24 protein-coding genes, 1 other RNA gene and 4 pseudogenes are annotated in these 26,820 nt (G+C 64.9%); 11 read left to right on the forward strand and 18 right to left on the reverse strand.

Annotated elements, in window-relative coordinates; genetic code table 11:
• Window positions 1-31 precede the first annotated feature (31 nt).
• A complete protein-coding gene (locus B8W69_RS12880; RefSeq protein WP_085290187.1) occupies window positions 32-1,363 on the reverse strand; it encodes an adenylate/guanylate cyclase domain-containing protein in 1,332 nt (443 codons plus the stop codon).
• A gap of 97 nt (window positions 1,364-1,460) precedes the next feature.
• Here B8W69_RS12880 and B8W69_RS12885 point away from each other — a divergent pair, with 97 nt between their 5' ends.
• The 5 genes and pseudogenes from B8W69_RS12885 to B8W69_RS12900 all read left to right on the forward strand — a co-directional run bounded on the left by B8W69_RS12885 (window position 1,461) and on the right by B8W69_RS12900 (window position 4,726).
• Window positions 1,461-1,829, forward strand: a complete 369-nt coding sequence (locus tag B8W69_RS12885; RefSeq protein ID WP_085290188.1) for a VOC family protein — start codon at window positions 1,461-1,463, stop codon at window positions 1,827-1,829.
• Window positions 1,757-2,557, forward strand: a pseudogene (locus B8W69_RS32235) (BadF/BadG/BcrA/BcrD ATPase family protein); the annotation flags it as partial. The gene B8W69_RS12885 and the pseudogene B8W69_RS32235, both read left to right, overlap by 73 nt.
• 87 nt (window positions 2,558-2,644) lie before the next feature.
• On the forward strand, window positions 2,645-3,550 hold the full coding sequence (murQ, locus tag B8W69_RS32240) for an N-acetylmuramic acid 6-phosphate etherase (protein ID WP_439330608.1): 906 nt from the start codon (window positions 2,645-2,647) through the stop codon (window positions 3,548-3,550).
• A 255-nt stretch (window positions 3,551-3,805) separates the two neighbouring features.
• Complete coding sequence (locus B8W69_RS12895; RefSeq protein ID WP_281255223.1) at window positions 3,806-4,381, forward strand: N-acetylmuramoyl-L-alanine amidase; 576 nt, start codon at window positions 3,806-3,808, stop codon at window positions 4,379-4,381.
• 114 nt (window positions 4,382-4,495) lie between these two features.
• Window positions 4,496-4,726 carry a hypothetical protein gene (locus B8W69_RS12900; protein ID WP_085290190.1) on the forward strand — a complete coding sequence of 77 codons (231 nt, stop codon included), beginning with the start codon at window positions 4,496-4,498 and terminating at the stop codon, window positions 4,724-4,726.
• Between the two features lie 67 nt (window positions 4,727-4,793).
• Here B8W69_RS12900 and B8W69_RS12905 read toward each other — a convergent pair whose 3' ends face one another.
• From B8W69_RS12905 to B8W69_RS12925, 4 genes and pseudogenes are all read right to left on the reverse strand, one after another.
• The gene (locus tag B8W69_RS12905) at window positions 4,794-7,946 is read right to left on the reverse strand and encodes a bifunctional cytochrome P450/NADPH--P450 reductase (protein ID WP_085290191.1); all 3,153 of its coding nucleotides are present in this window, start codon (window positions 7,944-7,946) and stop codon (window positions 4,794-4,796) included.
• A 250-nt stretch (window positions 7,947-8,196) separates the two neighbouring features.
• Entirely contained in the window at window positions 8,197-8,631 is a 435-nt protein-coding gene (locus tag B8W69_RS30925; protein ID WP_181447387.1) for a hypothetical protein, read from the reverse strand.
• Window positions 8,632-9,201: 570 nt separating this feature from the next.
• A pseudogene (locus B8W69_RS12920) lies at window positions 9,202-9,465 on the reverse strand (SDR family oxidoreductase); the annotation flags it as partial.
• 254 nt (window positions 9,466-9,719) lie between these two features.
• Window positions 9,720-9,857 (reverse strand): annotated as a pseudogene (locus B8W69_RS12925) (SDR family oxidoreductase); the annotation flags it as partial.
• 330 nt (window positions 9,858-10,187) lie between these two features.
• On the opposite strand from B8W69_RS12925, the gene B8W69_RS12930 reads away from it, so the two are divergent.
• Complete coding sequence (locus B8W69_RS12930) at window positions 10,188-10,415, forward strand: ferric uptake regulation protein (RefSeq protein WP_085290222.1); 228 nt, start codon at window positions 10,188-10,190, stop codon at window positions 10,413-10,415.
• Window positions 10,416-10,431: 16 nt separating this feature from the next.
• Here the strand turns inward: B8W69_RS12930 and B8W69_RS12935 are convergent, their stop codons facing one another.
• The 4 genes from B8W69_RS12935 to B8W69_RS12950 all read right to left on the reverse strand — a co-directional run bounded on the left by B8W69_RS12935 (window position 10,432) and on the right by B8W69_RS12950 (window position 15,096).
• Window positions 10,432-13,368, reverse strand: coding sequence for an MMPL/RND family transporter (locus B8W69_RS12935; RefSeq protein ID WP_085290193.1), 2,937 nt, complete (start codon window positions 13,366-13,368; stop codon window positions 10,432-10,434).
• On the reverse strand, window positions 13,365-13,787 hold the full coding sequence (locus B8W69_RS12940; RefSeq protein WP_181447388.1) for an MmpS family transport accessory protein: 423 nt from the start codon (window positions 13,785-13,787) through the stop codon (window positions 13,365-13,367). Before B8W69_RS12940 ends, B8W69_RS12935 begins: the two co-directional genes overlap by 4 nt.
• A gap of 358 nt (window positions 13,788-14,145) precedes the next feature.
• A complete protein-coding gene (locus tag B8W69_RS31405) occupies window positions 14,146-14,370 on the reverse strand; it encodes a RidA family protein (protein WP_245843233.1) in 225 nt (74 codons plus the stop codon).
• 381 nt (window positions 14,371-14,751) lie between these two features.
• Window positions 14,752-15,096 carry a hypothetical protein gene (locus tag B8W69_RS12950; RefSeq protein ID WP_085290195.1) on the reverse strand — a complete coding sequence of 115 codons (345 nt, stop codon included), beginning with the start codon at window positions 15,094-15,096 and terminating at the stop codon, window positions 14,752-14,754.
• Window positions 15,097-15,426: 330 nt separating this feature from the next.
• Between B8W69_RS12950 and B8W69_RS12955 the strand changes: the two genes are divergently transcribed.
• Window positions 15,427-16,002 (forward strand): hypothetical protein, encoded by a 576-nt coding sequence (locus B8W69_RS12955; RefSeq protein ID WP_133057996.1) that lies wholly within the window; start codon window positions 15,427-15,429, stop codon window positions 16,000-16,002.
• The gene (locus tag B8W69_RS12960) at window positions 15,999-18,023 is read left to right on the forward strand and encodes a VWD domain-containing protein (RefSeq protein WP_085290197.1); all 2,025 of its coding nucleotides are present in this window, start codon (window positions 15,999-16,001) and stop codon (window positions 18,021-18,023) included. Before B8W69_RS12955 ends, B8W69_RS12960 begins: the two co-directional genes overlap by 4 nt.
• A 175-nt stretch (window positions 18,024-18,198) precedes the next feature.
• Here the strand turns inward: B8W69_RS12960 and B8W69_RS12965 are convergent, their stop codons facing one another.
• Complete coding sequence (locus tag B8W69_RS12965) at window positions 18,199-18,777, reverse strand: DsbA family protein (RefSeq protein WP_085290198.1); 579 nt, start codon at window positions 18,775-18,777, stop codon at window positions 18,199-18,201.
• 555 nt (window positions 18,778-19,332) lie between these two features.
• Between B8W69_RS12965 and B8W69_RS12970 the strand changes: the two genes are divergently transcribed.
• The 3 genes from B8W69_RS12970 (at window position 19,333) to B8W69_RS12980 (ending at window position 20,740) form a co-directional block, all read left to right on the forward strand.
• On the forward strand, window positions 19,333-19,767 hold the full coding sequence (locus tag B8W69_RS12970; protein WP_085290199.1) for a hypothetical protein: 435 nt from the start codon (window positions 19,333-19,335) through the stop codon (window positions 19,765-19,767).
• Entirely contained in the window at window positions 19,764-20,231 is a 468-nt protein-coding gene (locus B8W69_RS12975; protein ID WP_085290200.1) for a glucose-6-phosphate dehydrogenase, read from the forward strand. The genes B8W69_RS12970 and B8W69_RS12975 overlap by 4 nt, the downstream gene beginning before the upstream one ends.
• A gap of 305 nt (window positions 20,232-20,536) precedes the next feature.
• Window positions 20,537-20,740, forward strand: coding sequence for a hypothetical protein (locus tag B8W69_RS12980; RefSeq protein WP_085290201.1), 204 nt, complete (start codon window positions 20,537-20,539; stop codon window positions 20,738-20,740).
• 353 nt (window positions 20,741-21,093) lie between these two features.
• Here B8W69_RS12980 and ssrA read toward each other — a convergent pair.
• The 8 genes and pseudogenes from ssrA to B8W69_RS13020 all read right to left on the reverse strand — a co-directional run.
• Window positions 21,094-21,461, reverse strand: a transfer-messenger RNA (tmRNA) gene (gene ssrA, locus B8W69_RS12985).
• Between the two features lie 139 nt (window positions 21,462-21,600).
• Window positions 21,601-22,563, reverse strand: coding sequence for a hypothetical protein (locus tag B8W69_RS12990; RefSeq protein WP_085290202.1), 963 nt, complete (start codon window positions 22,561-22,563; stop codon window positions 21,601-21,603).
• Window positions 22,564-22,725: 162 nt separating this feature from the next.
• The gene (locus tag B8W69_RS12995; protein WP_085290203.1) at window positions 22,726-23,571 is read right to left on the reverse strand and encodes a maleylpyruvate isomerase family mycothiol-dependent enzyme; all 846 of its coding nucleotides are present in this window, start codon (window positions 23,569-23,571) and stop codon (window positions 22,726-22,728) included.
• 47 nt (window positions 23,572-23,618) lie between these two features.
• Window positions 23,619-24,461: an EamA family transporter gene (locus B8W69_RS13000; protein WP_110881914.1), complete on the reverse strand. Its 843-nt coding sequence runs from the start codon at window positions 24,459-24,461 to the stop codon at window positions 23,619-23,621.
• Window positions 24,458-24,967, reverse strand: coding sequence for an SsrA-binding protein SmpB (gene smpB, locus B8W69_RS13005; RefSeq protein ID WP_044484454.1), 510 nt, complete (start codon window positions 24,965-24,967; stop codon window positions 24,458-24,460). The genes B8W69_RS13000 and smpB overlap by 4 nt, the downstream gene beginning before the upstream one ends.
• Window positions 24,968-24,969: 2 nt before the next feature.
• Window positions 24,970-25,863 (reverse strand): permease-like cell division protein FtsX, encoded by an 894-nt coding sequence (gene ftsX, locus B8W69_RS13010; RefSeq protein ID WP_085290205.1) that lies wholly within the window; start codon window positions 25,861-25,863, stop codon window positions 24,970-24,972.
• Complete coding sequence (gene ftsE / locus B8W69_RS13015; protein ID WP_085290223.1) at window positions 25,864-26,553, reverse strand: cell division ATP-binding protein FtsE; 690 nt, start codon at window positions 26,551-26,553, stop codon at window positions 25,864-25,866.
• Window positions 26,554-26,596: 43 nt separating this feature from the next.
• Window positions 26,597-26,820: pseudogene (locus B8W69_RS13020) on the reverse strand (hypothetical protein); the annotation flags it as partial.

Here is a 26,820-nt window from a genome sequence, read left to right on the forward strand (position 1 = left end):
GCCCCGCCGCAATCGATGCTGCAGCCGGGCGTCAACCCTCGACGGCGAACAGCCCCCACTCACCCGTCACACCCTTGAGGACGTGCTCGCCGCGAGCGGCGAAGCCGAGGCCCGACCCGGCGACCAGGTCGACGACGATGCGCGAAACGAACACCTCGCCGGCCCCGGCCGCCGCCGCCACACGCGCTGCGATGTGGACGGCGATGCCGCTGATGTCGCCGCCGTCGCGCAACTCGACCTCACGCGTGTGTACGCCGGCCCGCACCTCGAGGCCCAGGCTCCGCATTACGTCGCGGATCGCCATGGCGCACCGGATGGCGCGGGCGGGCCCGTCGAACCGGGCGAGGAAGCCGTCGCCCGTCGTGTTGACCTCACAACCCTGGAACCGTGCGAGCTGGCGCCGTACCTGGGCGTCGTGCCTGCCGAGCAGCTCCTTCCATCGCTGGTCGCCAAGCTCGACCGCCCGCTTCGTGGAGTCGACGATGTCGGTGAACAACACCGTGGCCAGGACGCGCTCGACCGCCGGCTGCGGGCGGACGCCGGTAAGGAACTCCTCGACCTCATCGAGCAGGGCATCGGCGTCGCCCGTAAAGAACAGATGGTCGGCGCCGTCGATCTCGACGAACTTGGCCCCGGGGATGCGGTCGGCGAGGTAACGACCCATCTCAAGCCTCACCATCCGGTCGTCGCGCCGGTGCACCACGAGCGTCGGCGCCTGGATCGTGGGCAGCACGTCGCGGATGTCCAATTGCGGGTAGAGGGCGAAGATGTTGCGGACCATGCCCGGACTGGCGGCCACCCGCTGCAGCCGCGCCCACCAGCGGCGGAAGTCGGCGTCGCCCCGCCGGCCCGGAGCCCATGCGCCCAATCCGACGCCCTCACCCCAGCCTTTGGCACTCACCTCAACCAACGCCGACAGCTGCTCCTCGGTGACGCCGAGCGGATAGTCCGTCGTCCGGAGCAGGCGAGAGAACGAGCCATACAGGACAAGCGCATTCACGCGATCGGGATGGCCGGCCGCCGTCAGGATCGCCATCGTGCCGCCTTCCGAAACGCCCACGAGATCGGCGCGTTCACATCCGGCCGCGTCCATGACGGCGCGCAGGTCGTCGACGGACTCTTCCAATGTCGGCGCGTGCATCACCGGATCCGAAAGGCCGGTGCCCCGCTTGTCGAAGGTGACGACGCGACGAAAGGACGCGAGCCGCGAGTAGAAGTGAACGACCGACGGCTCCTCAGACATGATGTCGAGGTGCGAGATGAAGCCGGGCGCGACGACGAGGTCGGGCCCCTCTCCCGTCACCGAGTACGCGATGTTCAGGCCGCCACTCTTCGCATAGTGAATGTCCGGGGGGACGTTCATGGTCGAACCTTACGCCGCGGGGGCGATGCCAAGGCCCACTTGACGGTCGACGCAGCGATGCAGAAATCGGGCTGCGGAAACCGATACCGTGCATTGCATGCGTCGTGTGGACTACGTCATTCACTATGTCGAGTCGCTGCGCCGGTCTATGGCGTTTTACCGCGACGTGATCGGGCTCCGGGTGCGAATCGAAGGCGATGGCTATGTCGAGTTCGAAATGGAGAACACGAAGTTCTCGCTTTTCGAACGCTCGAAGCTGCCCGAGCTCATCGGTCGCGAAGGCGGCAACCCGCCCTGCGGTGAGATCGGCTTCCTGATCGACGACGTCGATGCGGAAGCGGCACGGTTGCGAGGGCTCGGTGTCGACATCCTGACCGGACCGGTGGATCGACCATGGCACGAAAGGACGCTGCACATCGCCGACCCCGACGGCAACATCATCGAATTCGCGCAGAAGCTGCGGTGATCCTCGCCGTCGACCTCGGTAAGACCTCCTGCCGGGCCGCGGCAGGCGGCCGCAGGGCCGAGGGCGCGGGCGCGCCGGGGCTCGCGACCCCTGGCGGCGTACGGGCCGCGGAGGCGGCGATCCTGGCCTTGGCCAGCAAGCTAGCGCGGGATTTCGGCCCGGTCGACGAGGTGATGGTGGGCGCGGCCGGGGCGCTGGCGGCGCCGGGCGCGGCGCGTGCTCTGGGCGATGCATTGCTGAAATCGCTTGGGGCGCAACGCGTCGCCGTGACGAGTGACGCGGTGATCGCGCACGCGGGCGCGCTGAACGGGGAGCCGGGCATCGTGCTGATCGTGGGCACCGGTGTCGTGGCGCTCTCCATCGACGCGAACGGCGTGCTGCGCACCACCGACGGTTGGGGTCCCTGGCTGGGCGACGAGGGCGGCGGCGCGTGGATCGGCGCCGCCGGACTGCGCGCGGCGTTGCGCGCTCATGACGGCCGCGGACCGTCCACCACGCTGCTCGACGCCGCCCGCGCCCGCTTCGGCGCACCGAAGACCTGGCCCGCGCAGCTCACCGGTGCCGCCGCGCTCGCGTCGTTCGCGCCGGACGTCCTAGCCGCACATGGTGACGCCGCGGCGCTGGCGATCATCAGCGCCGCCTCCGAGGCGCTCGCCGCGACCGCCCGCGCGGCCGGGGATGGCCCGGTGGCGATGGTCGGCGGACTGGCGGGAGTCCAGGCGCTGCGCGCGCAGCTGGACCTCATCCCGGCCGCCGGCGACGCGCTCGACGGCGCGCTGCAACTACGGACGATCCACGAGCCGTATGTGATTCGCGTGCAGGCGGATCCGAAAGCCGTTGTCCCGCAAGGACTCGATGCGCTCGCCACCGAGGCGGTGCGGCCAGACCTCGACGATCTCGACGCGCGCCCCATCGCCGAGGTCGTCGCGCTGCTCGTTGCCGCCGAAGCCGAAGCGCACGGCGCGGTGGCGGCGGCGGTCCCGCGGATCGCCGCGGCGGCCGACGCGATCGCGGCGCGGCTCGAGCGCGGCGGCCGCCTCGTCTACGCCGGTGCCGGAACGCCCGGGCGGCTCGGAGTGCTCGACGCGGCCGAGTGCGCGCCGACGTTCGGCACCGACCTGGTGCGCGGCGTGATCGCCGGCGGACCGGCGGCGCTGACCGAGGCGATCGAGGGCGCCGAAGACGCGTTCGATCCCGCCGATCTCGCCGACCTGACCGCCGCCGACGCGCTCGTCGGGATCACGGCGTCGGGCCGCACGCCGTATGTGCTCGGGGCGCTTGAGCACGCCCGCGCGGCGGGCGCCCTGACCGTCGCGATCGTCAACAACCCGGGCAGCGAGGCGTCCGCCGACGTGGTGATCGAGCTGCTGACCGGGCCCGAAGTGCTCGCCGGCTCCACGCGGCTAACCGCGGGAACGGCGCAAAAGGTGGTGCTCAACGCGTTATCGACGAGCGTGATGATCGCGCTCGGCAAGGCGTATGGACCGCGGATGGTCGACGTGCGCGCGACCAATGCGAAGGTGCGCCGCCGAGCGGTACGGATCGTCCGCGACGCAGCCGGCGTCGACGAGGAGGCCGCGACCGCCGCGCTCGCCGCCGCGGGCGGTCACGCCAAGACCGCGATCGTGGCACTGCTCGCGGGCGTCGACGCGGCCGAGGCCGCCGCCCGGCTCGACCGGGCGCGCGGACGCGTGCGGGACGCCCTGGGTGGACATGAATGAAGGCGTCCCGCGGGCAGGCGCTACGCCCGTATCGTGAGGACCGTGTGTGAGCCAGCGTGTGGCCGGCCAGCCCACATCAGCCGCCGTCAGCTGCTGATGATGGCCGGCAGCGCTGGCGTGGCATCCCTGGTCGGCGGCTGCTCGAGGGCGACTTCTGAGTCGGCTTCTGAGTCCCGCCCGAAGCCACCTTCGGCTTCGACTTCTCCCCCGACGCCGACAATCAGTGCAAGCCTGACCGCTGCGACTTCGGCACTGTTGCTATGCCGGGACGCCTGGGGCGCGCGACCGGCCCGCTCCGGAGGGAAGCGCCACACCATCACCCGGATGACTCTCCACCACGAGGCTGTCGTCCTTGGCGAAAACCGCAATGCCCCAAGCCATCTCCGGCAGGATCAGCGATACCACCAGGACCAGCACGGGTGGATCGACATCGCCTATCACGTCGGCATCGACCGCAATGGCAACATCTATGAACTGCGGAGCACCGAGCTCGCGGGCGACACCGCGACTGACTACGACACGACGGGACATTTCCTGGTCCTCTGCGAAGGAGACTTCGATCAAGAGGCTGTGCCGGAAGCCCAGCTCCAGGGAGCAGCTCGCGCGTTCGCCTGGGCGGCTCAGAATTTTCACATTTCGGCCGACACACTGGCGGGCCACCGGGACCTGGCCCAAACCTCTTGCCCGGGTGGAAACCTGTATGCCCACATTTCCTCGGGCGACCTCAAGCGCCGCATTGACGACCTGCTCGGCGCGGGCGGAGTGGACCTGCAGCGCTTCTGCGGTCCCGACGCGGCCGCACGAGTCGCGTCAATCGAGACCGGCGACTGACCTGCGATCCCCTGAGGCGCTCGTCGGCGGAGCCGCCGGGACTCGAATCGCCGGAATGTTTGTAGTCCCGTAACAGCGGGCATTTCGCTGAAACAGGCGGAAAAAGGGGTCAGCATGTCGGTCACGCATCTCGACGGTTTCGCCAACTCCTGTCAGGAGGCCGTGAAGGCCGTCCTCCATGCCATCACCGCTCAGGGGGAGGAACGCCGAGGACATCTCTCGGACGCCAAATCGGCAGTAGACATGGCGCTGCGCGATGCCCACAGCGGTGAGGAATGGCACTTGGCCGAGCACCTACGCCAGGGAATCAAGGATGTGGAGACCCGCCTGCGCGACGCTTCCTAGCCGCGGGCCGTTCCCCGCGGCAGACGGCCGCAACAATGCGGGCCACGGCTCCTCAGAACGAACGAGTTCACCCGGCCCACACGTCCTCGACGTAGTGGTCGGATTCGATGAGACCGTTCAGCCAATCGCGGGCCTGATCGTTGTCAGCACCCGTCCGTGCCCGATAGATGTCGAGGAAGGACCCGCGCACCGCCGGCGCCATCCGCGCGCCGTCGCCGCACACGTAGACGTGGGTATCCTTGCCCGGGTCGCCCAACAGGTTCCACACTTCGTCGGCGTCCGCGGCGATCCGGTCCTGCACGTAGCGAGCCCCATCCTGGGGCGCACGGGAGAAGGCTGGGCGCATCTGCACGATACCGATCGCTTCGGCCTGCTCGAACCGGTCTCGGAAGATGTAATCGACCTGCGGGTCACGCACCCCGAAGAAGCACAACGCGGGCTCCACCGGTGCGCCGGCCTGTTGTGCGGCGAGTCGGTCACCGAGGAAACCGAGGAACGGTGCGACGCCGGTACCGGCGCTGACCAGGATCACGTTCTTGGCCGGATCGGCACCGGCGCGGAACGCCTGCCGAGCCGGGTCCACGCGGGCCCGGATCACCTGTCCGGGTTGGACTGTCGCGAGGTAGTTGGACGCGACACCTTTGAACAGGCCGTGACCGGAACGGGCCGGCGCGTCGAGCACACTGACGACCAGTCCTACGGTGCGGGGCGACAGCATTGACGATGATGCGATCGAATAGTGCCTAGGCACCATCGGATCCAGTAGTTCGAGAAGTTCGGCACCGGTGAGAACGCAAGCCGGGTATTCGTCGAGGCACTCCAACACGCTGAGCGGACAGCCGTCTGGAGCCTCGGCCAGTTCGTTGAGCCGCTGGCGCTCTGAAGGACTGCTGTTGGCCACCGCAAGGCTGCGTAATTGACTGCTGGTCACCGGTTTCCGCAATTCGACGAAGTGCGTGAGAAGTTCTCGCGCGCTGACCTCTCGGTCCAGCGCGATCAGCCGCCGCGAGCTGCGCCGGGGATTGATCGCCAGCCGCAGTCCAGGGTCGATGCCGAGTTGCGCCAACACCGCGTCGACTACCTCGGGTGGGTTGTCGGCCATCACCGTGAGGTGATCGCCCGTTCGGTAGTCGATTCCGTCCGGAAGCTCCACGCGGACATTGGTTTTGGCTTGACCCACCCCGGGGCTGACCAGTTGGGTGTTCTCGACGATGGTCATCGGGATCACCGACGACCGTGCGTCCATCGCCGCCGTGACCGGGCCAACGATCCGGCGCAGCTCGTAGAGCGGCTCGGCCGCATCCGTGAGCGGCGCGGCGTCGGGGTCTCCGAAGCGTTCGGCCAACGATGACCACAGCGCGGCTGCGAACTCTTCGATCGTGCCAACCATATCTCCCGAGGTGTCGGCCGCTGCCCGCGAGACCAGTCGGTTGGCTCCCAGCTCGCCGAGGCGCTCGTCGATGCGCCGCGGGATCACTTGATAGGTGTCCGCCCAGTTGTGGTCACCCACACCGAGAACCGCGACGTTGGGTGCTGGATTCAGCGTGGTATTCGCGTCGAGCAGCCAGTTGAGGAAGGCGCGCGCGTCGTCGGTCGGCTGTCCGTTATAGGAGGACGCGATGATCAGGACCGCCTCGGCTTCGGGGAAACCGCCGACGGCATCGTCGAGGGGGGCCACCGTGGCCGTGCAGCCCAGTGCTGTTGCATCGTCGGCGAATTGGCGGGCCAGGGCACGACACGTACCAAGGTTGGAGCCGTGAAACACGGTCAGCCGGGTGCCGGCCATGATCGCCGTCGGGTGCTGCGCTTCGTTCTGGGTGGCGACGCCCTCAACGCCTGGTGTATCGGCCTGGCGCTCCTGTGGGGTGCGCCGGACGACATCGAGACGGAATCCGACCGGCCGACGACTGGTGGGGGTTTCCCATTGCGGCACATAGTGGTAGGTGTCGATGAGCCGGTAGCGATGTACTACCCGGGCCACCGCCATGGCCGCCTCATGCAGCGCGAACTGCCGGCCGATGCAGGATCGTGCCCCGGTTCCGAAGGGTTTGAACAGCGCGGTCGGCCGGCCCGCCGAACGTTCGGGAGCGAACCGCTCGGGATCGAAGAGTTCGACATTGTCGCCCCACTGCGGCTGGCGATGCAATGCGCCGGTGAGTACCGTGACCGCCTCGCCGCGCTTGATCGGATACTTGCCGCCGATCACAGTGTCTTCCAAGGCCATTCGATCGAAATTCAGCACCGGCGGAGACAGCCGCAGGGTTTCCTCGATCACCTGCCGCAGATAGGTCAGCTTGCCGATGTCGTCGTAGCCGGGCAAGTAGTCGTCTACGGTTCCGAAAACGCTGTCCACCTCGGCCTGCACCCGGTGCAGCACCGTCGGATCGCTGACGATGTTGTAGAGCGTGTTGGGCATCAACTCCGACGTGGTGAGCTGCCCGGCGATCAGGAAGGTCATGATCTGATTACGAATATTCTCGGTGTCCAGTACCGGTTTGCCGCTCGGATCCTGTTGCAGCATAAGCGCCAACAGGTCGTCAAACTCACGGTCGCCGGATCGGTGCTCGGCTATGAGTCCGTCGATGAACGTGTGCAACGTGGCCAATTCTTCGATGAACACCGGCGTCGGCTCGTCTGATACGAGCTCACCGAGGGCGGTAGTGAAGCTCTGTGGGATCGGAGCCAGGCCGGGACAGTCGAAAGAGTCGAAGCGCGAACCGAATCCCGCGAGCGCCACGGTGTCCATGGCCAGCTTCTGCAAGTCATTCGACACGTCCACCGGCCCGACCCCCGCGCTGGCGTCCCACCGCTCGATCAGTTTGCAGTTGATGTCCACGATCGCGGCGTGGTAGGTGCGCAGACCCGCGTAACTGAAACCCGGTAACAGCACGTCGTGGGCGCGCTGCCAATTCGGTTCGCCGTGGTAGGCCGTGAACAGACCGTCACCGGCCAACGGCCTGACTCGGGCGAGGGTCGGCGTCAGGTTCTTGGCGAAGCGACTTTCGTCGCAAAGCTCGGTCACGAGTTCCAGTGAGCACGCGTAGAGCTTTCTGAAACCGCCGTTGAAGTCGGCGTAGAACAGCGGGCCGTGCAATTCGCCGAGTAAGTCTACGATCAACGCGCGGGGGCGACCGACCAATTGATCCGGGTCGGGCAGGGGCCCCTCGGCCGAGGGAATCCCGGGCAAATCCGGCGGCGGCGACGCACGGAACTCGGTCATGCGGGCAGCATAGGTTTCGGCGCCGCGGCTTCGTCAAGAATCGGCGGACGCTTACCGCATCCCTATCTTGATGGCCAATGTCGACGGACGTTCGGCGCTCGGTGCATTTAGCCGCTTGACCAGCGCTTCCCGTTGTGGGGCGGTCCGGAATCGCACCCGGCGATGAACGGGCTGATCTGCGAAAATCGCCAAGGCGATTTCCGCTCCTGCCGTAGAGTCCCCAGCTATGGCCAGGGGGAAGAAGATTTTGTTAGGGCTGGTGCTCGCTTTCGCCGTCTCGACGACGACGTCGAGCTGCATTCCAATTGTCAACATCCCCAACTGCCCCGCAGGTGGCAGCTTCATCGGCTGCTGATCGGATCATTCCCAGCGCGAGGCGTCTAGCCCCGGTGAAACAACTCATGCAGGACATCGTCACTGCGCATTGCCCGGAGCCGCCGGGCTCGTGGGACTCGTTGGGGTGGCGGGACTCGTCGTTGGGGTCGCAGGACTGGTTGGAGTCGCAGGACTCGTTGGGCTCGTAGGCCGTACCGGGCTCGTAGGGCTCGTAGGGCTCGTAGGGCTCGTAGGGCTCGTAGGGCTCGTAGGGCTCGTAGGGCTCGTAGGGCTCGTAGGGCTCGTAGGGCTCGTAGGGCTCGTAGGGCTCGTAGGCGTGGTACTCGCAAGGCCTGGGCCTTCGCCACACCAGTCCGCCACATCTTTCGGGTACTGCTCGAGCGGTGGAGGACAACGCTGCCCCGGCGGGAAATTGGCGCCGGCGTTGAGCAGATCGCAGGGCACGTAGACCTGCTTGCCCTTGGGGGTGTTGGTCAGACACTTCGTCGGCGGCTCGCCATGTGCCTGGACGGGAATGATGGCCGTCGCCACCACCGCGCCGAGCGCCCAAGCAAGACGGCGATAGGTCATGAGGGCTCCTCGTTCTAGCTGCGAAGTTCTTCACCGGGTTCACTGGTGGTCATCCCAAGCAAACCAAATTGTGCCTCCGCGACAAAAGCGCTCATTTGATACACGTTGGCGTGATGCGGTTTCGGGCGTGCACGATTTGGCGGCGCCGTCATATGACAATATGCTGTCCGACCAGCCGGTGCCTTCGATTTCGTTCCCGTTCCATACCGCTCGTTACCTGTGCTTTCGGGCCTTGACGGCGTCACGAGCCGTCATAGCCCAGCCCTCGATCGAGCTCCTGTTCGGTAACCCCTTCAAGCATCGGTTGCCCGGGCACGCACGCCAACGTGAGGGCGAAGCTGCAGGGGATTTCCTGAGCTGCTTTAGCGGTGTTGTAGCCGCTATCCGGCATGACCTGCGCGCCCACTACCGACAACGCCACATGATGTTTGACTCCGGCTTCCCGTTCGGCTGAGAGGAGATTCGTGGTCGTCGTCGTGAAGAAGTGCATCACGGGTTCATCGTCGAACAATGGTGAGTCGGCGACGTCAACCACGACATCGGCGCCGGCAAGGGCGTTTGCGAGGCCGTCACCGGTGAGTGAATCGACACCTGATCGGCGTGAGGCGGGGACCTTTCAGGGTTGCGTTTGACTGGCTACTAGCCTGTCGGCATCGGTTGGGGCTAAGGGGATTTCGAGCCCTAGGGGTTAACTGCCAAATGTTCACCGGGCAAGTTCACGCCGAAGCGTTTGCATAGTTCGGGGACCACGGCCGGGTTCTTGTTGTATTAGCGTGACACGGATGCCCCTTCGCCTATTGCGGTTAATTGCCCTGCGCGCCAGAATGTTTCGTTCCGGCTCGCTACCGGGACAGGACCTTCGTCGGGTTAGTTGTGGCCAGCCATGATGCCACCGTCCACGTCGAGAATTGCCCCGGTTACCCAACTGGCCGCCTCGAAGAGCAGATACGTGACGGTGTTGGCGACGTCGGCGGGGGCGCCGACCCGTCCCAGGGGATGAAGCGGCGGCCCATGCCGGCACTGCCGCCGACAACAATGACCTTCTTGCCTTCAAAATGCATATGCGGTTCCCTTCCTGGTTCTCCTAACGCTCACTCCCGCCCCGCCCTCGTCGTACTGAGATTGCCGCCGGGCGGGGTGAGCTGTCATCACCCCAACGAGCTATTCACCCGGGTGAGTAATGCGCCGCCGTGAAGCGTGAATGGCTAAGGTCGCGCGATAGTTAGTTCGTTGGCATAAATGAATTGCACGCCATCTGCTTTGCGCAACCTAAATTCTTCGCCATCGATCTGAAACCAGCTTCGATTTAGGGCCATGGCGCGTACGCTGAGCGATATGGTCAAGACCAAGACCAAGGTCTGCATACATTGCGGCCATACGTTCGATGCGAACGACCGACCGCGTGACCTGTCCGATCCGGAGTGGCTCCCGGCCGCATCAGTCTATTGTTCGCATGATTGCAGTGACCGGTTCCATTGCGATATGGGGCATTGCTGCTCGGCCCACGCGAAGGAGAAGGCTCGGCGCGAAGCCGCCAAGGCGGCGCTCTCCTCCAATGGCTAGGCGGGCATAGCTGACACTACGTCTGCGGACCCGACGCAGCCCCGTGCCGCGGGTGGTACAACAGCGCACGAACCAGGGGGCGCGGCCCCACGGACCGAAGCATCTGGCTGGCCGGCCGGACGCGTACCCGCTTCGGCCACCAGAACCAGCGTCCCATCACCGTCATGATCGATGGCGTGATGAGCGATCGGACGACGAAGGTGTCGAACAGCAGGCCGATGCCGATCGTCGTGCCGAATTGGCCGATCGCCCGGAGATCGCTGGTGATCATCGTGGCCATGGTCACGGCGAACACCACACCGGCGGCAGTCACCACCGGGCCGGTCACACCCATGCCGCGGATGAGTCCCGTTTTCAGGCCGGCTCCGATCTCCTCCTCGATTCGGGACACCAGCATCAGGTTGTAGTCGGATCCCACCGCCAAGAGCACAATCAACGCGAATTCGGTTGCCACCCAGTGCAACTGGAAATTACCAAGGTGCTGCCAGATCAGTGTCGAGAACCCGAAGGCGGCCCCCAACGACATCACGATGGTGCCGACGATGACACCCGCCGCGACCAAAGCGCGGGTGACGATCACCATGATGATGAAGATGAGCACGATCGAGGCCACCCCGGCGATCATCAGGTCGTACTTGGCGCCGTTGGCGATGTCGTAAAACGTTGCGGCCGTACCGCCGAGGTAGATGTCGGCGTTCTCCAGCGAGGTGAGTTTCAGCGCCTCCTTGGCGGCTTGGCGCTCCTGATCGACGGACGCGATTCCCTTCGCCGTCGCCGGATCCACAGCGTGAGTGATGATGAAGCGAGCGGCCTTGCCGTCCGGCGACACCATCAAGCTCAACCCCAGCAAGAAGTCTGGGTTCTGGAAGATCTCGGGCGGCAGGTAGAACAGGCTTTCCACCTGAGAGTCGTTGAAAGACTTGCCCATCACGGCGTTCGTGTCTGTCAGCCTGTCGAACTGATCGATCAGGCTGTCGAATGAGCTGTAGATGGTCAGCGTCGTATCCCGGATGGACTTCGAGACAGCGATATTCTCGGGAATGATCGCCAGCAATTCGCGCGTGGCCTTGGCTGTGTCGGTGAGGTCGCTGGTGAGGGCGTGGAACTTTTCGGCCAGCTGATCGAAGCCGTCCAAGGCGTCGAACAGGCTTCGTAGCGACCAGCAGATCGGGATGTTGTAGCAGTGCTTCTCCCAGTAGAAGTAGCTGCGAATCGGTCTCCAGAAGTCATCGAAATCCGCGATGTGGTCCCGGATTTCGTCCGTGATCGCCGCCGTCTCCCCGGTGGTTTTCGAGCTGTCGTCCGCCGCGTTCGCAAGCCTCTGGGTCACCGCGTACTGGCGCTCTAACAGGGCGATCTGAGTGTCGAGGAAACCAGTGATCTTCTTGATGTCGCCGACACGGTCCTTCAGGTAGTTCAAGTTGCTGCGGATCGGCGCGCTTTGCACACTGAGCTGGAACGGAATGGATCCGTCTTGAATTGGCGGACCGAGAGGCCTGGTGATGCTCTGCACCCGTTCGATGCCGGGCACCCGGAAGATGGCGCCGGCAATCTTGTCCAGGACCAGCATGTCTCTGGGATTGCGCAGATCGTGGTCCGATTCGATCATCAGCAGGTCCGGGTTCAAACGGGCCTGGGTGAAGTGTTGATCGGCCGCGGTGTACGCCTGCACCGACGACGCGCTCTGCGGCAGGTAGTACAGATCGTTGTAGCGCGGGGTGAAGCCCATCAAGCCGATTGCGCCGACGATCGCCAGGATGACGGAGGTGGCGAGGATGGGCGCCGGCCACCGCACGATGGCCGTCGCCAAGCGGCGCCACCGGGTGTAGTTGAACTCGCGCTTCGGGTCGAACAGGCCGAAGCCGCTTGCGAAGGCGATCAGCGCCGGCGTCAGCGTGACGCCGGCGGCCACTACCACCAGCAGACCCACTGCGCACGGAAACGCCAGCGAACTGAAGTACGGCAGCCGCGTGAATTTCAGACAGGCCAGCGCCCCGACGATGGTCAAACCCGAGCCCAGCACCACCTTGGTGACACCGGCGAAGGTGTCGTAGTAGGCGGCTTCGCGGTCCAACCCCCGTTCGCGGCCCTCCTGGTAGCGGCCGACCATGAATATCGCGTAGTCGGTACCCGCCGCGATGGCCAGTGCCGTCAGCAAGTTGACGGCAAAGGTCGACAGCCCCATGATGCCGGTTTCGCCCAGCAGCGCTACCACGCCGCGGCCGGTAGCCAGCCCGACGAACAAGATGACCATCGTCAGCAGCACCGTGCCGATGGATCGATAGACGAACATCAGCATGATCGCGATGATGATGATGGTGATGATCGTCATCTTGGCCAGGCTCGCGTCGCCGACAACGATCGTGTCGGCGGTCAGGGCTCCCTGGCCGGCGACGTAGGCCTTCACCCCCGCCGGCGGCTTCGAGTCCGCGACTATTTTGCGAACCGCGGCAACCGATTTGTCGCCGACGGCTCCGCCCTGGTCACCGCGTAGGTTGACCTGGACATATGCGGCCTTGTGGTCGTAGCTCTCGACACCGGAGGACGTAAATCGCTGGCCCCAGAAATTCAGCGCGTGTTCGACGTGTTCATGGTCCCGCTGCAGCTTCTGGACCAGGTCGTCGTAATACCGGTGAGCGTCCTCGCCGAGAGGTTTGTCACCGACCAGCGTCACCAGGACGAGGTTGTCGGAGTCGTACTCCTTGAACTTCTTCCCGATGTGCTTCATCCCGGTCACCGACGGCGCGTCGGACGGCGAGAGCGGCACCGAGACGTCCTCGGCAATCTTCTCCAACTGTGGGACGAAGACGTTGACGCCGACCGCGATCAGCAGCCAGACCACGACGATCGGCAGCGCCAAAACGCGGATGGTGCGGGCTAGACGCGATTTGCGCTCCACTTCGGTGCGCTGCGCGACGGGGATTTCTTCCGTGTCGCTCGTGTCGTCGGTCACGCGGACTTGTCCAAGCAGGAAACCTGCGCGTTCCGGTTGTTGGCCTGTTGTTGATCGACCAATTTGCCGTCAACGGTGATGCGGCAGCCGATGAAGGGACTGTCGCCTTGGGCGACGACGTAGGCGAAGATGCCGGGCATCTGGGCGACGATCGTCTTGGACCACGGCAAAGTGGTGAAGCTGGCCTTCTGCGGTAATGAATCCGCATCCATCCAGTTGACGACGCCGGTCGTCCCGGGCGGTCCCAGGATTTCATAGACGGCGGTCTTGGCCGCGTACGGCGGAGTCGCATCCCGGGGATCGGGCTTGGGCAGGCCAGGTCCCGGAAAGACGCCGTTGAGTCGGAGAACCGCAACTCCGCCGATGAGCAGTGCCACAACCACGACCAGCGGAACCCATGTCCGCTTGAGAAGCCTCAACACCGTGCCCCCCGATTAGGAATGCTCGATGGGCTGATACTAAGGCATCTCATCGCATGCGCCACGGCTAGCCGAACGCCATAGCGGTCGACTTGATTCCCGGGGTGGCCGCCAGACCGACGCTGCAGCGGCAGCGGCGACACAAACTCATCTTCGCTGCGATGGTGGTGGTGCGGCGTAGCGGTGTCGGCGATGCGGCGGAGCAGCCTTGGCTTCCAACCAAATTCACGCCAAACCATCGCCTCCGGATCAGGCCGATGGGAACAGGTTTGGTCGGATCGAGACGTTTGCGCACCGAGCGGGTCGTGGTCAGCAGTTTGTCGTGGACAAGTTGACGATTGGGAAGTCGCTCATGAGCTCATGCCGGCAGGATGGCGGTGACTTCGACTTCCACGCGGATGTTGGGCCACGCCAGCCCGTCAATGATGCTGAACGTGGCGGCGGGTTGGTGCCGGATGAACTCTTTGCTCACCGCCAGGTAGGCGGACGCATGGTCACGGCTGGTGACCCATTGGCGCATGTAGACGATGTCGATGAGCTCGCGCCGGCCTTGCGGAGTGCGTTTTCGACGTTGGCCCAGCACTGGCGGGCTTCTTCGGTGAAGTGCTCGGGCAGGGTGTCGTCTTCTTGAACCCCGGGCGTTCCGGAGACGAAAATTTTTGTGCCCCAAACCTATACGGTCAACTCGTCGGCGTAGTGTCCGATCTGTGCGGCAACTCCGGTATAGATCGGGGTAACGGTGGTCATCTCGAGACTGCTTGGTGGCGTGAGGCTTTCAAGCCCGCGTTGAGCACCTCAGCGCGGCGGTCAGCCGCGCGCGAGAACTCGGCCTGTTGTAATTCGCATATCTTCTGTGGAGCTGCCGGGAATCGAGCCCGACGCTCTAGCGGCCAGCATGTCGTCTGACTACCCGTTCGTTACCTGCGGTTACGTCCTAGCGTCTTCACGGCGTCAAGAGGGTCACCTACGAAGACCACCCTCGACCACCTAGCCACAGCGGCGGCTCCTGGCCGTTGTACATGCTGTTGGGCCGCCACCGCTGCCTGCGCAAAAGCCGACCGGCGTGGTGCTCGGCCACGTCCTTCAGGTACTCAACGTCGTCGCTGGTCCACGGGTGCTGGCCGGTCCCGTCCAACCACCACCTCGGTTGGCCGTCCTGCTCGTAGCGGGTTATCCGGTACCGCCAGGCGACGTGCCTGCCCTGGGCGTCAACCTGCCAGTCCAGCAGCCGCGGGTGGACGGCCTCGGGCGTCCGCTGAATGAATTCCCGCGGGTGGGTTATCCGGATCTCGATAAGTTCGCCACCCATGAATTAACTCTAATCGAATGGAACGACCCCGTGGCAGACCGAACAAGCAATCCGAGCTGAAAGGCCTGACCCCGACCATCCGTGTGACGGCGGATCGGCCGCCACCATCACTGCTACGCAGCCATAGGTCGCGACAATCGGTCCCGTCCGGCGTTGATATGGCCCTCAAACCCCTTGAGTAGCTTCGCCATACCGCGTGCGGGTGACGTTCCATCTGGGCTTGCAGCGCGACGAGCGCCCGCCAGGACTTCCATCATCCGAAAAACACGTAGCCCAATACGCGCGAATTGCACGCACCGCTCTCGTACCGTCACTGGCAGGAGGTGCGATATGCGGAGACCGATGTTCGCGTTCCTCGTTGCAGGACTGCTGGTAACCGCGTGCCACGGCGTGGACCGCGAAAAGACTTCTTCACCGAATGCTCAGCAGCAGGCTGTCGTCGGCGTCGTGCTACGAACCGCTCAGCCGCAGTATCCGCGAGGGACCGCACCGAAACTCAACATGGTGCTGCACAACAACGGCACCACGACGTGCAAGCTGCCCACCTCGCCCGTGGGCTCGGTCGATGTCGTGTCGGTCACGCGCGACGCCGAGGTCGTGGTCGGTAACGCGGGTAATGCAACCTATTACGGCGGAATCGGCGATGTGGTCAATCGCAGCCTGAAAGACGTCCCGCCCGACGCGGAGACGACCGTGCCACTGGACATCAAGGCGTTGGCGAATAGCCCAGCGGTACTTGTTGTTTCGCGACCAACAGGCGCCGGCGACGCGATCCTGACCAGTTGGAAACTGGATCCGCCCGGCAAGTACAAGGTGACCGCGCGTCTAGCGCCGGTTGTCGGCTCCGCCGAGACGTGCGTAACCCCGTCCGCGTTGGCCGCTGTCGAATTCGAGGTCGCGCCGTGAAGCGCCGTTCGTGCGCCGTCGTGGCCGTCTGCGCGTTGACCGTCATCGCCGGAAACGCGAAACCCACAGCGCTGGCCGATGTCACGGCCGACTCGGGCGCCGAGCCGGGGCTGGCCGCATGCGAAAAAGTGTTCGCTACCACCGACCCGACGGGCCTGTGGCGCCAGTCCAATGGCCCCGGTACCCCGCCGGTGCAGGTAGAGACGACCGACGTCGGCCCGGACGGCGCCGGCACGGGAACCAGCGTGATCGAGGGGCAGGTCATCATCTACTGGGACCCCGACCAGGTCATCACCAAGGACGGCATCACGGCGAGCCCGTGTGAGGTGCTCTACCACGAGCTGCAACATGCGGCCGACGATGGGCCCAACGGACTTCCACGCAGCGAGCTGGACAACACATGCAACGGCGTCAAGTATGCGGAGTGGCGCGCGGTAGCAGCCGAGAACATGTTCCGGCGCGCAACGGGATTGGGCGATCGCAAGACGTACAACGGCGGCAACGTCGGGCCGGGATCATTTCAGGACTGCAAGAAACAGGAACAGCAGAACAACAAGAAAAAGGCAGGCAACAACGCGTTCGGCGACCCGCACATCACCACCACCGACGGCTTGATCTATGACGTGCAGCAGGTCGGCGAGTTCACGGCGTACACCTCGGACAACGCCGACGCGCCGAAGGTGCAGCTGCGCACCGCACCGGTGCCGGACTCGCAATCCGCATCGATGGTGACCGCCGCGGCGGCGGGAAACAACGCCGAGAGGGTGGCGTTCGTCCTCGACAACGGGCGACTGACCATCAGCCACGGCGCCAAGCACGAAGCCGTCGCCGTGGGCCGGGGCTCCACCTCGACTCTTCTCGGCGGCGTCACGGTTTCGGCCACGGCAGCCGAAGCGATCTTCGTCGGCAGCTCTTACACCGTGCACTGGCCCGACGGATCGGAACTGTACGTCGACGAGTCAGGCTACTGGGGTCTGCGGGTGTCGTTCTCTCCGTCCGACAAAGCCAACGGGGACAAACCGCGCGGCCTGTTCGGCACGTTCAACGGCGACCCCGCCGATGACCTGACGCGACCGGACGGCAGGGTGGTTCCGGTCAATTCGCCCGATGACGTCATCCGGTCGCAGTTCGGCGACGCATGGCGAATCAGCCAGAGCGACAGTCTGTTTCCGTACGGACCAGACCAATCGACCGACACCTTCACCAACCGCGCCTTCCCGGTCCCGCGGCCGCCGTTCTCTCCCGCGGTGACAGATCAAGCGCGGCACGTGTGCACCTCCGCCGGTGTGATAGGCGACGCGATCCTGGCGGCGTGCGTGTTCGACGTGTCCGTCACCGGCAACCCGGCGCTGGCCGATACGGCGGCGCAGGTGTCCCGCGAGCAGACGGTCACCGCGGTAGCCGGTGAACCGTTGAACGCCAAGGGCTTTGGCCCTGGTCTTTCGGTCAGCGGCGCCGTCCGCAATGACCAGCCGGTGACCTACGAGTTCACCGCGAAACCCGGGCAGGTGGCCGACATCCGAAGTCTGTGCACACCGACGGGAAAGAACGTGAGGTACACGATCTCGTCGTCCACCGGTTCGTTCGCCGACCCGATCGGCGGCGTCGACGGATGCACAGACCTCGGCCGTGTCGCATTCGCCGGCGCCGGCAGCTACCAGCTGGTGATCACCGGCGACGGACAGTACGGCATCACTTGGCGGACCACGCCGGGCGACGTCCACCAAAATCTGAACCAGGCGGCGTCGAACGCCGGACACGTGAACGCGGCCACGCGGCATTACCTCGCCTTCACCGTCACGCCCGGGCAAACGTGGACGTTCACCCCCGAGGGAACCTGTCGTCAAGTCAACGGGTTCCAATGGTCCGTGGTCGATGCCGACGGGGCACTCAACGACCGCGGCATCTACGACGGGTGCAGCCCGATGGGGCCGCTCAGCCTCGCACCAGGCCGATACTCCGTGAGGATCGAAGCCGGCGGTGCGGCCGCCGACTACCACTTCGCCGCCAAGCATTCGTGAGGTCCCGCGTTGTGATGCTGACTGGCACGAATCGATGCCAGGGAAACGGCCAGCCCTGACTAGTCCTTTCTCTGTGGAGCTGCCGGGAATCGAACCCGTTTCGGGGTGCTGATTACCTGTTCGAGACAACGCCACTGCTCGAAACGGCCGACGCGCTGGCCGCAAAGCTGCCAGGTTAGGGGAGAACGCGCTCGACGGCCGCAACGATGGGGCCGGGCCTGGCCGGGACGGGAATACCGTCGACGAACACGCTAGGTGTCCCTGCGACACCCCGCGCAATCGCGCGCTGTGTGACAAACGACGGCCACGGCAGGTAGGTGCCCTGGCGGATGGTCGCCGCGAACTGGGGGTCGCTGATGCCGACTCCCTCGCCGAGTTCGATCAGCTGTCCGTCGCTAAGACCCGGGCCGCCCTCGGGCGGCTGATTTTCGAACAGTACGTGGGCGTACTGATGAAACATCCCGGCGTCGGACGCCGCCGCGGAAGCCGCTGCAGCACGCGACGAGTAGCGGGTGGGCGATATCTCGTCGAGGAAGTTCATCGGATGGCGGACCAGGCTGATCAGCCCCTGCGCCAACAGCGTGTCCAAAGTGGACTTGGCCGACAACTCGAACTGCCTGCAGAACGGACATTGAAAGTCGATGTACGCCTCGACATTCGCCGGTCCGTCGCCCACGACGATGCCGTCGAGGTCGGGCGTTACACCACTCGGCACCGGTGTCTGTGGCGCGGTTTGAGGATTCACATTGGTCATGTAGAAGATGCTGCGTCGCGCACGTGTTAATAGACTTCGGCCCCGCGGCGCGAGATGCGCCGCGCCATTTTGTCATCAGGGGCCTGTGACACGTCGGGTCGCACGCCCCCGGTGTCGAGTGGAGCTGCCGGTAATAGAACCGCAAATATGCAGGTGAGCTGAGGAACGCTGCATTCCACATTCCACGACGCGAAATCGGCAAGCAATCCCGCCGCGTCAATGTCACCTGCACCTGACGACGCTCCGGCAGCGCTCAAGCGCGAGTCCGCCGAATCTGTCATATTCACCGCGTCAACACCACGTTCGGCGTCCGGACCGGGCGACTCGTTCAGCTGGAGCGCCGGGCGGCCGGGTGACGTTGGGTCTCCGAAGTCTATTCGAACGCCACAACCTCGTTCTGCTGTGCGGAGGTTCGCGCCGGTTCTGCGGGGCAAGGTAGTCCGTGTGCCCACCGATATGACGGACGTGCGAGGAGCTCGACATGACGACACCGGATGAGGACCGGGAGCGGGACTTTCTGGCCAGGTGCGTGGCTGACGCATACGCGATGGCGAGGTGGATAGTCAGCTGCACGAGTTCCGGCCGATGGCCGAGGACCGCAAGCTCGGCCGCGACGCGATGATGTCGATTCGCGGGGACACCGATCGGATGATGGACATCGCGGGCCAGCAACGGTGGCCTCCCGGTGCGGTCGCGCTGTTCTCGTGCGGCGGCCGCGGATTCTTCGAGGAGGTCGTGCTCCCGCGGGGCGTGCGCGACTGGGTGGTGGTCGACGAAACGCCGTGGGTGCGCCCGATGCTGGCCATGCTGGGCGAATACCACCACGTGCTGAGAGTGGCCGATTCGGAGGAGAAGAACGACATGATCGAGACGACATTCGGAGGCGGGTGGGCGATCGAAGCGGCGCTGCGGCCGCATAATTCACGGTGCTCACCTGACGGTACGGGCGCACAATTGAGGTGTCGGTCTAAAACCTGGGAGCTGCGATGACCGAGCAACTGCACGACTTCTTCGGCGAGATCTTCCAGCGGTTCTTCAGACTCGCCATCGACGCATATCCGCGAACGGGTGGAGCACTCGTCGAAAGGTTATTCACTCTGTCGGACGACGTTCCCGACAGATTGGCACAGACCCGGTGCGTCGCAACGGCATGGGCCAAAGCCGAAATCCCGAACGCCCTGATCACCTCGGAACTCTTCGTGATCACCCAACACGGGCTGATATATGCCGCGGGGTTGAACGAGTCGCGCCGGGCGCTGTATTACCTGGCCACCCCGCCCGCATTATTCGATCCGTTCGTCGATCAGGTCGACACCGCCGAATTGCATGAGGGCGCGGTAGTCGCAGTGGACAGCCGGTTGGGCCGCGACCTCGCATCCGCACACCCGATGGACGCCGCCCTGCGCCGGATACTCGATGAGCACCTGGCGCTGCGGGTGGATCTGACCGTGTAACCGCGCCATCACATTGGGTTGGTGCCAAGTGCATTGCGACTGTACGCAATAACGTTGAAGCAGGTACTCGGCCCGCTAGTTCTTGCTGCTGCAATCGCACAACCCAGGGGACCCGATGTATGTCGCACCGCCCGCTCGGCCTAGGGCAGCGGGACGGCGACGCGCATCAGACTCAACTACACAGATGCCTGTAACTTTCCCCTCAATCTGCTCACCATGCGCTCACGCTCAACGCACGTCCTGATCGGCCTGGCTGTTAGCTCAACCGATGGCTTTGCCGTTACCCACGGCGATACCGTGGCTGCATGGCGGACGATGACGACTGGATCGACGAGATCGAGCAGCGGATGGCGCGGTACCTGGAGGACAAGTTCCCGGACGGTCTTCACATCCCTGCCGACGTCAGCGAGGACGAGAAGGTGCAGGCGGTTCAAGAGCAGCTCAGCGAGGCCGGCTTTAATTGTCCCGACGAAACGGCCCGCAAAATCGTGCGCAGATTGGACAAGTAGCCCCTGCTTTAACAGTCCTAGTCGTCGGCCACGTCCCTCATCCCTGCTGTCTCGGATCGTCGGTGCGTTCGAACATGTCGCGCTCAACTATCCGAGACATCGGACGGGGTTGAGTCTGCCTGACAATCGACTTCTACGGCGGGCAGTGACTCGATCGCGGTGTGTTTGATGCGCTAACTGGCGCACCCCGTGCCACCAATTTGTCGAACGCCAACCACCGGGTACCGAGCCGCGACCCAGACGTTAGGTCTGCCGATCCCCCCGCAAATCAATGCGGCACCGCCAGGGTCACGCCCGAAGATGAACTTCCCGGTGGGGGTACCGCAGGATTGTCCTTCGAGCTGCATCTTCTTTTGTGGAGCTGCCGGGAATCGAACCCGGGTCCTACGGCATTCCCTCAAGACTTCTCCGTGCGCAGTTCGCTATGCCTCTACTCGGATCTCCTGATCACGCGAACAAGTCAGGATGACGATCCCAGTCGCTGTTGGTGTCCCGATGAGTCCCGCGACCGAACTCATCGGTGGATCCCTCTAGCTGACGCCAGGCTCCGGGTCGAGGGCTTTCCCGGTCTGACGGACTAGCTGTCGCTTAGGCAGCGAGAGCGTAGTCGCGCTGATGTGAATCGGCGCTTATCTGTTTGCAACGACGCTTACGGTGGTCAGTTGCCTGCACCGGCACGCTTCCCTTGATTCGATGCGCGAAGTCGAAACCTTTCAGCCCCTCGCACCCCACCGAGTTTCGGCAGGAATATCAATGGTACCTGTCTATCAACCAGCGGCAACGCAATTATCTTCCCCGCCGGAAAGCTGAGTCCCCCGGCGTGATGGCGCCGGGGGTACTCGTCCGCAGTTGCGAATCCGCTAGTTGATGCCCACCACCTCTTGGGCGATGGCAGCAACCCGGGCCTGCGCCGCCGAGACGACGCCTTGCCGGTTCTTGTGTCCCTCTTCATAAGCGATCACCACACGCACGTCGTTCGGAGTGGTGAGCTCCTTGATCGCGGCCACCGCGTCGTTCACGTTGAGGTCGTCGTAGTCGGGAATGGGCAACTCGGACTCATCCAGCACGCCGACGGTGGCGCGACTCGTGTGCAGTGCGTCGGCGGCCCGATCCGCGCCCTCCGAGCGGGTGACCCGCTCCGCGGCCCGCAGGGCGGCGGTCTGCGATGCGGACAGCGCCTTCGCGGCGATCTCGCTGGCATTGCCGCCCCGCTTTACCAGGTCGTTGATCGCCGGACCGGTGGAGCGCAGCGCGTCCACGGCCCGATCCACGCCGCGGGCAGACCAGGTGACCGGCAGGTTGACCAGTTTCACCGCGGTGCCGGCGGCCATCTGGAACGGGGTCCGGCGCAGCGCCGCCGGTCCGCCGAGCGCATCCTCGGCGAGCACGGTGGTCAGCCAGTCCACGGTCGCGGCGTGCGCGGTGATCAAACGGTCGGCGAGGTCGACGATGTCCTGCCGCCTCGCGGCGACTGCCAACGCTTTGGTGTAGCGCGCACGGTCCAGGAGCTGGTCCTCGAGCGCAAGGTCACCCAACAGGGCCTCATCGAACGGTTCGGCCTGCTCGGTCAGGGCCTTGACCGCCGCGGCGGCGCGACCCAGGAAGGGGCCGATCACGTCGGGGTAACCACCGAGATCGCGGATCGCCGACTCGATGGCTTCGGCCCTGTCGCGGCCGTTGCCGGCATTTTGGGACAGCTCGCGGCGCACCGCCTCGGTGCGTGCCTGGGCGACGCGGGTCTCCGCGATTTGAATCTCGGTGTTGGTCAGATCGAGCAGCGTGCGCAGTTGCGCGAGCAGTCTCGTGGTATCGGGTGCAGTCATTTTGGGCCTCCTGGCCTTGACGATGGTTGTCGGCGCAAGGTGCGCTCACGCAATCGGCTACCCATCCACGCGGCGCCGGCCCACCCCGGGCCCCGAGGTGTGAGATATGTCGCTTCGATGGCTTTGGGCCATAACCGAATTGAGCCGGGGCCAAACACGCGCTCAGATAACGAAATTGAGCCGCTCTACGACTTGTGCCGCGATGTCGCGATCGCCGCCGAGCTCGATGTCCTGGTTCCGGGCCGGACACATCGGGCGGCCACCGGTCAGCCTGGTGAACTGCAGCCCGTCCAAACGGATGGTCGCGGTCGGGTCCTGGCCGGCGAAGTCGTCGACCACCGCGGCCCGGCCGTCGACACTGACCCGGATGGTGCGGGCCAGCGGTCCGGTGAGGTCGAACTGGACGCGGGAACCGTCGGGCGCCTTGGCCAGCTTGCCCACGACGTAGCCCATCGTCGCGGCGATCTCGTCGACGGCCAGCGACGACGCGGGGCCGGCCAGTTCGTCGTCGGACGGCGGGCGTTCCAACGCCACGCGCATGTCTTGTTCGTGCATCCAGCAATCGAACACGCGGACCCGCATGAACCGCCCATAGGAATCCGGGCCCGTCGGAGTCAGCGTCACCGCGTCCCATTCCTCGGCGGACAGGCTCGTCAGCGCCTCGCGCCGATCGGTGGTGATCGCCCTGAAGCTTTCCAGCACGTCGGCGTCGGCGTGGGCGCTCAGATGGCGGACCCAGCACTCATTCATCACACCGACGTCGTTGCGCACATGCTGCAGCGTCGAGACGTCGATATCGGGCTCGGGTGCGGCGATGCCAGCGAGGAACGACTCGGTGCCGATCATGTGCGCCACCAAGGCTTTGACGTCCCAGCCCGGCAGCGGGCTCGCCGCCCGCCATTGCGCTTCGGACAACCCGGCGAGTAGCGCGTCGATGTCGTCCCACACCGCGAAGAGACCGGAGAGCACGGCGGACTTATCGAGTTTGGTGACGGGACGATCGGCCATGGTCAGGATCGTAGGCCGATCAATCAGCAGCAGGCGCCTCGGTGCCGTCAGGCGGACGCGATCATCGCCACGGAGCCCATGGCGAGGACCATGCCGATGCCCTGCAAGCGGGTCACCCGCTCACGCAGCACCACCATCGCCAGCACGACCGTCGCGGCCGGGTACAGCGAGATCAGGATGCTGGCCAGCGACAGCAGCCAGGTGTGCAGAGCCGCCAACATGGTGATATTGGCGAAGATATCGAGCACCGCGACGGCCACGGCCAGTTTGAACGGCCGTCCGCGCGGCATCACCAGGTTCTGGCTGGTTTTGGCCATGGCGAACACCACCAGGCTGGCCGCCACCCGGGCGAAGACCAGGGGCCAAAGCTTGCACACGTGTGGCGCCTGGTGCAGGAACACCAGGTTCAACCCCATCGCCGAGCCCGCAACCACTGTGAGCCAGGCCACTTTTGGCGTGAAACGATAGGGCGTGCCCTCGGCGGGGGCCTCGCGACTGACGAGCATCACCGCGCCCAGCGCCAGGACGACGCCCACCAGGGCCGCCTGCCCGGGCCGTTCCCCCAGCGCCATACCCACGGCGACTGGTACCGCGGCATTGAGCACGGCCGCCAACGGTGAGACAACCGAAATCGGCCCGGAGCCAAGGGCCGCGAAGAACGCCCACATACCGAACGCCATGCCGATCCCGTAAAGGCATCCCCACAGAACGGCGCCCGCGTGAATAGGGCCGCCGACGAACACGGCCATCACGCCCAGCAACAGCGTCTCAATCGGGTAGGCGACCAGCATTACGCGCAGCGCGGCCACTCGCCGAGCTGCTACACCGCCCACGAAATCGCTGACTCCGTACGTAACGGCAGACAGCTGGGCGTACGCCGCCCCGATCAGGTCATGCCCTTTGCTCGACGGCCCATCTCACGAACCACTTCGCGCTGTGCATCGCGCTGCGCCATGTCCTGGCGCTTGTCGTAAGCCCTTTTACCGCGCGCAAGGGCAAGTTCGACCTTGACCTTGCCCTCGGAGAAATACAGAGACAGCGGCATCAACGCGAGGTTACCATCTCGTATCTTGCCGACCAGCCTGTCAATTTGTTGCCTATGTAACAACAACTTTCGGTTTCGACGCGGCTCATGATTGGTCCAGCTACCGTGCTGATACTCCGGAATGTACAAGTTACGCAACCAAACTTCGCCGTCGTCGATCGTTGCGAACGCGTCAGCTAACGATGCTTGGCCCTGGCGAAGACTTTTCACCTCGGTGCCCTGCAAAGACACTCCGGCCTCGAACAACTCGATGATCGAATAGTTGTGCCGCGCTTTGCGATTGGTGGCGATGACTTGTTTGCTGCCACCTTTGCCGCCCGCCGCCTTGGCTCGGCCGGAACCCTTGGCCACAGCTACCGCCGTATATAGAGGCGCAAGGTCGCATACCCCGTCACCGCCGCCATCGAGACGCCGAGCAGGAACAGCCACGGCGAGATGTAGAGGATATCGGCGTAATCGACCTTGGCGATCAGATGTGCTTGATAGAACTGGCTCAGCGCGTTGTCCAGGAACAATGCCCGAACCAGCATCAGTCCGACGACCGCGATCGCCACACCGATGGCCGCGGCCAGCATCGCCTCCACCAGGAAGGGCAGCTGGGTGTACCACCGGCTGGCACCCACCAGCCGCATGATCCCGATCTCGGTGCGCCGGGTGTAAGCGGCGACCTGCACCATGTTGGCAATCAACAGGATTGCCCCGACGGCCTGCACCAGGGCGACGGCGAACGCGGCGTCGCGCAGGCCGTCCAGGACGGCGAACAGCCGGTCGATGAGGTCCTTCTCGTTGAGGATGCTGCGCACCCCGGGCTGGCCCTGCATCGCGGCGTCGAACTCCGCGTGCTGTTCGGGATTGTTCAGTTTGACGATGAACGACGCCGGAAACGAGTCCTTACCCGCAACGTCCTTGAACTCCGGGAACTTCTTGATCGCGTCGTTGTAGGCGTCCTGCCGGTTGACGAACCGCACCGATTTGACGTCTTGCCGCGCTTCGATCTTCTCGCGCAGCGCCTTACACGGCGCGGACGCGCACGTCGTGTCGTTGGCCGAGATGTCGTCGGTCAGGAACACCTGGGTCTCGACGCGATCGAGGTAGATCTCCCGCGAGTTGTCGGCTAGCCGGACCACCAGCAGACCGCCGCCGAACAGGCCGATGGATATCGCGGTCGTCAGGATCATCGCGGCCGTCATCGTGACGTTGCGACGAAACCCGGTCAGGACCTCGTTGAGTAGGAAACCGAAGCGCACTTAGCGGTCCATCCCATAAATGCCGCGCTGCTCGTCGCGAACCAGTCTGCCCAGCGACAACTCGACCACGCGCTGGCGCATCGAGTCGACGATGTGGTGATCGTGCGTGGCCATCAGCACCGTCGTCCCCGTGCGGTTGATCCGCTCCAACAAATCCATGATGTCCTTACTGGTATCTGGGTCGAGGTTGCCCGTCGGCTCATCCGCCAGCAGGACCAGCGGCCGGTTGACGAACGCGCGGGCGATCGCCACCCGCTGCTGCTCACCACCGGACAACTCGTGGGGCAACCGACTGGCTTTGCCGGACAGGCCGACGGTTTCCAGCACCTCCGGTACCACCCGGTTGATCGCGTCGGTTCGTTTGCCGATCACTTCCAGCGCGAACGCGACGTTCTCGTAGACCGTCTTTTGCTGCAGCAGGCGGAAGTCCTGGAAAACGCAGCCGATGACCTGGCGCAGCTTCGGGACGTTTCGCCCGCGCAGCTTGTTGACGTGGAACTTTGACACCCGGACGTCGCCGCTCGTCGGGTTCTCCGCGCCGAGCAGCAGCCGCATGAAGGTGGACTTGCCCGACCCCGAGGGGCCGATCAGAAAGACGAATTCACCCTTGTCGATCTTGACGTTGACGTCTTCCAACGCCGGGCGGGCCGACGCTTTGTATTTCTTACTTACATGGTCCAGGGTGATCATCACGGCACGCCAGTGTAGCGGTGAATTTCGCTGGCAGGCGAAGTCAACTGGCCGGTGGCGGCGAGGTCGGCACCGGACCGGGCCCCGGCTGGGGTTGCTGCGGCGGCGGTGTGGCGGGGCTGGAGCTCGGCGGGCAGAACGGCGCCGGCAGGATGCACGGCAGCTGCGGCAACTGGAACGGCGGTGTGGTGGTTGTGGTCGTCGTCACCGGCGGTGGCGGCGGTGGCGGGGGCGGCGGCGGCGTGCTCGTCGGGGTCGGCGTATAGG

The sequence above is a fragment of the Mycolicibacterium vulneris genome, from assembly GCF_002104765.1.
Taxonomy (GTDB): Bacteria; Actinomycetota; Actinomycetes; order Mycobacteriales; family Mycobacteriaceae; genus Mycobacterium; species Mycobacterium vulneris.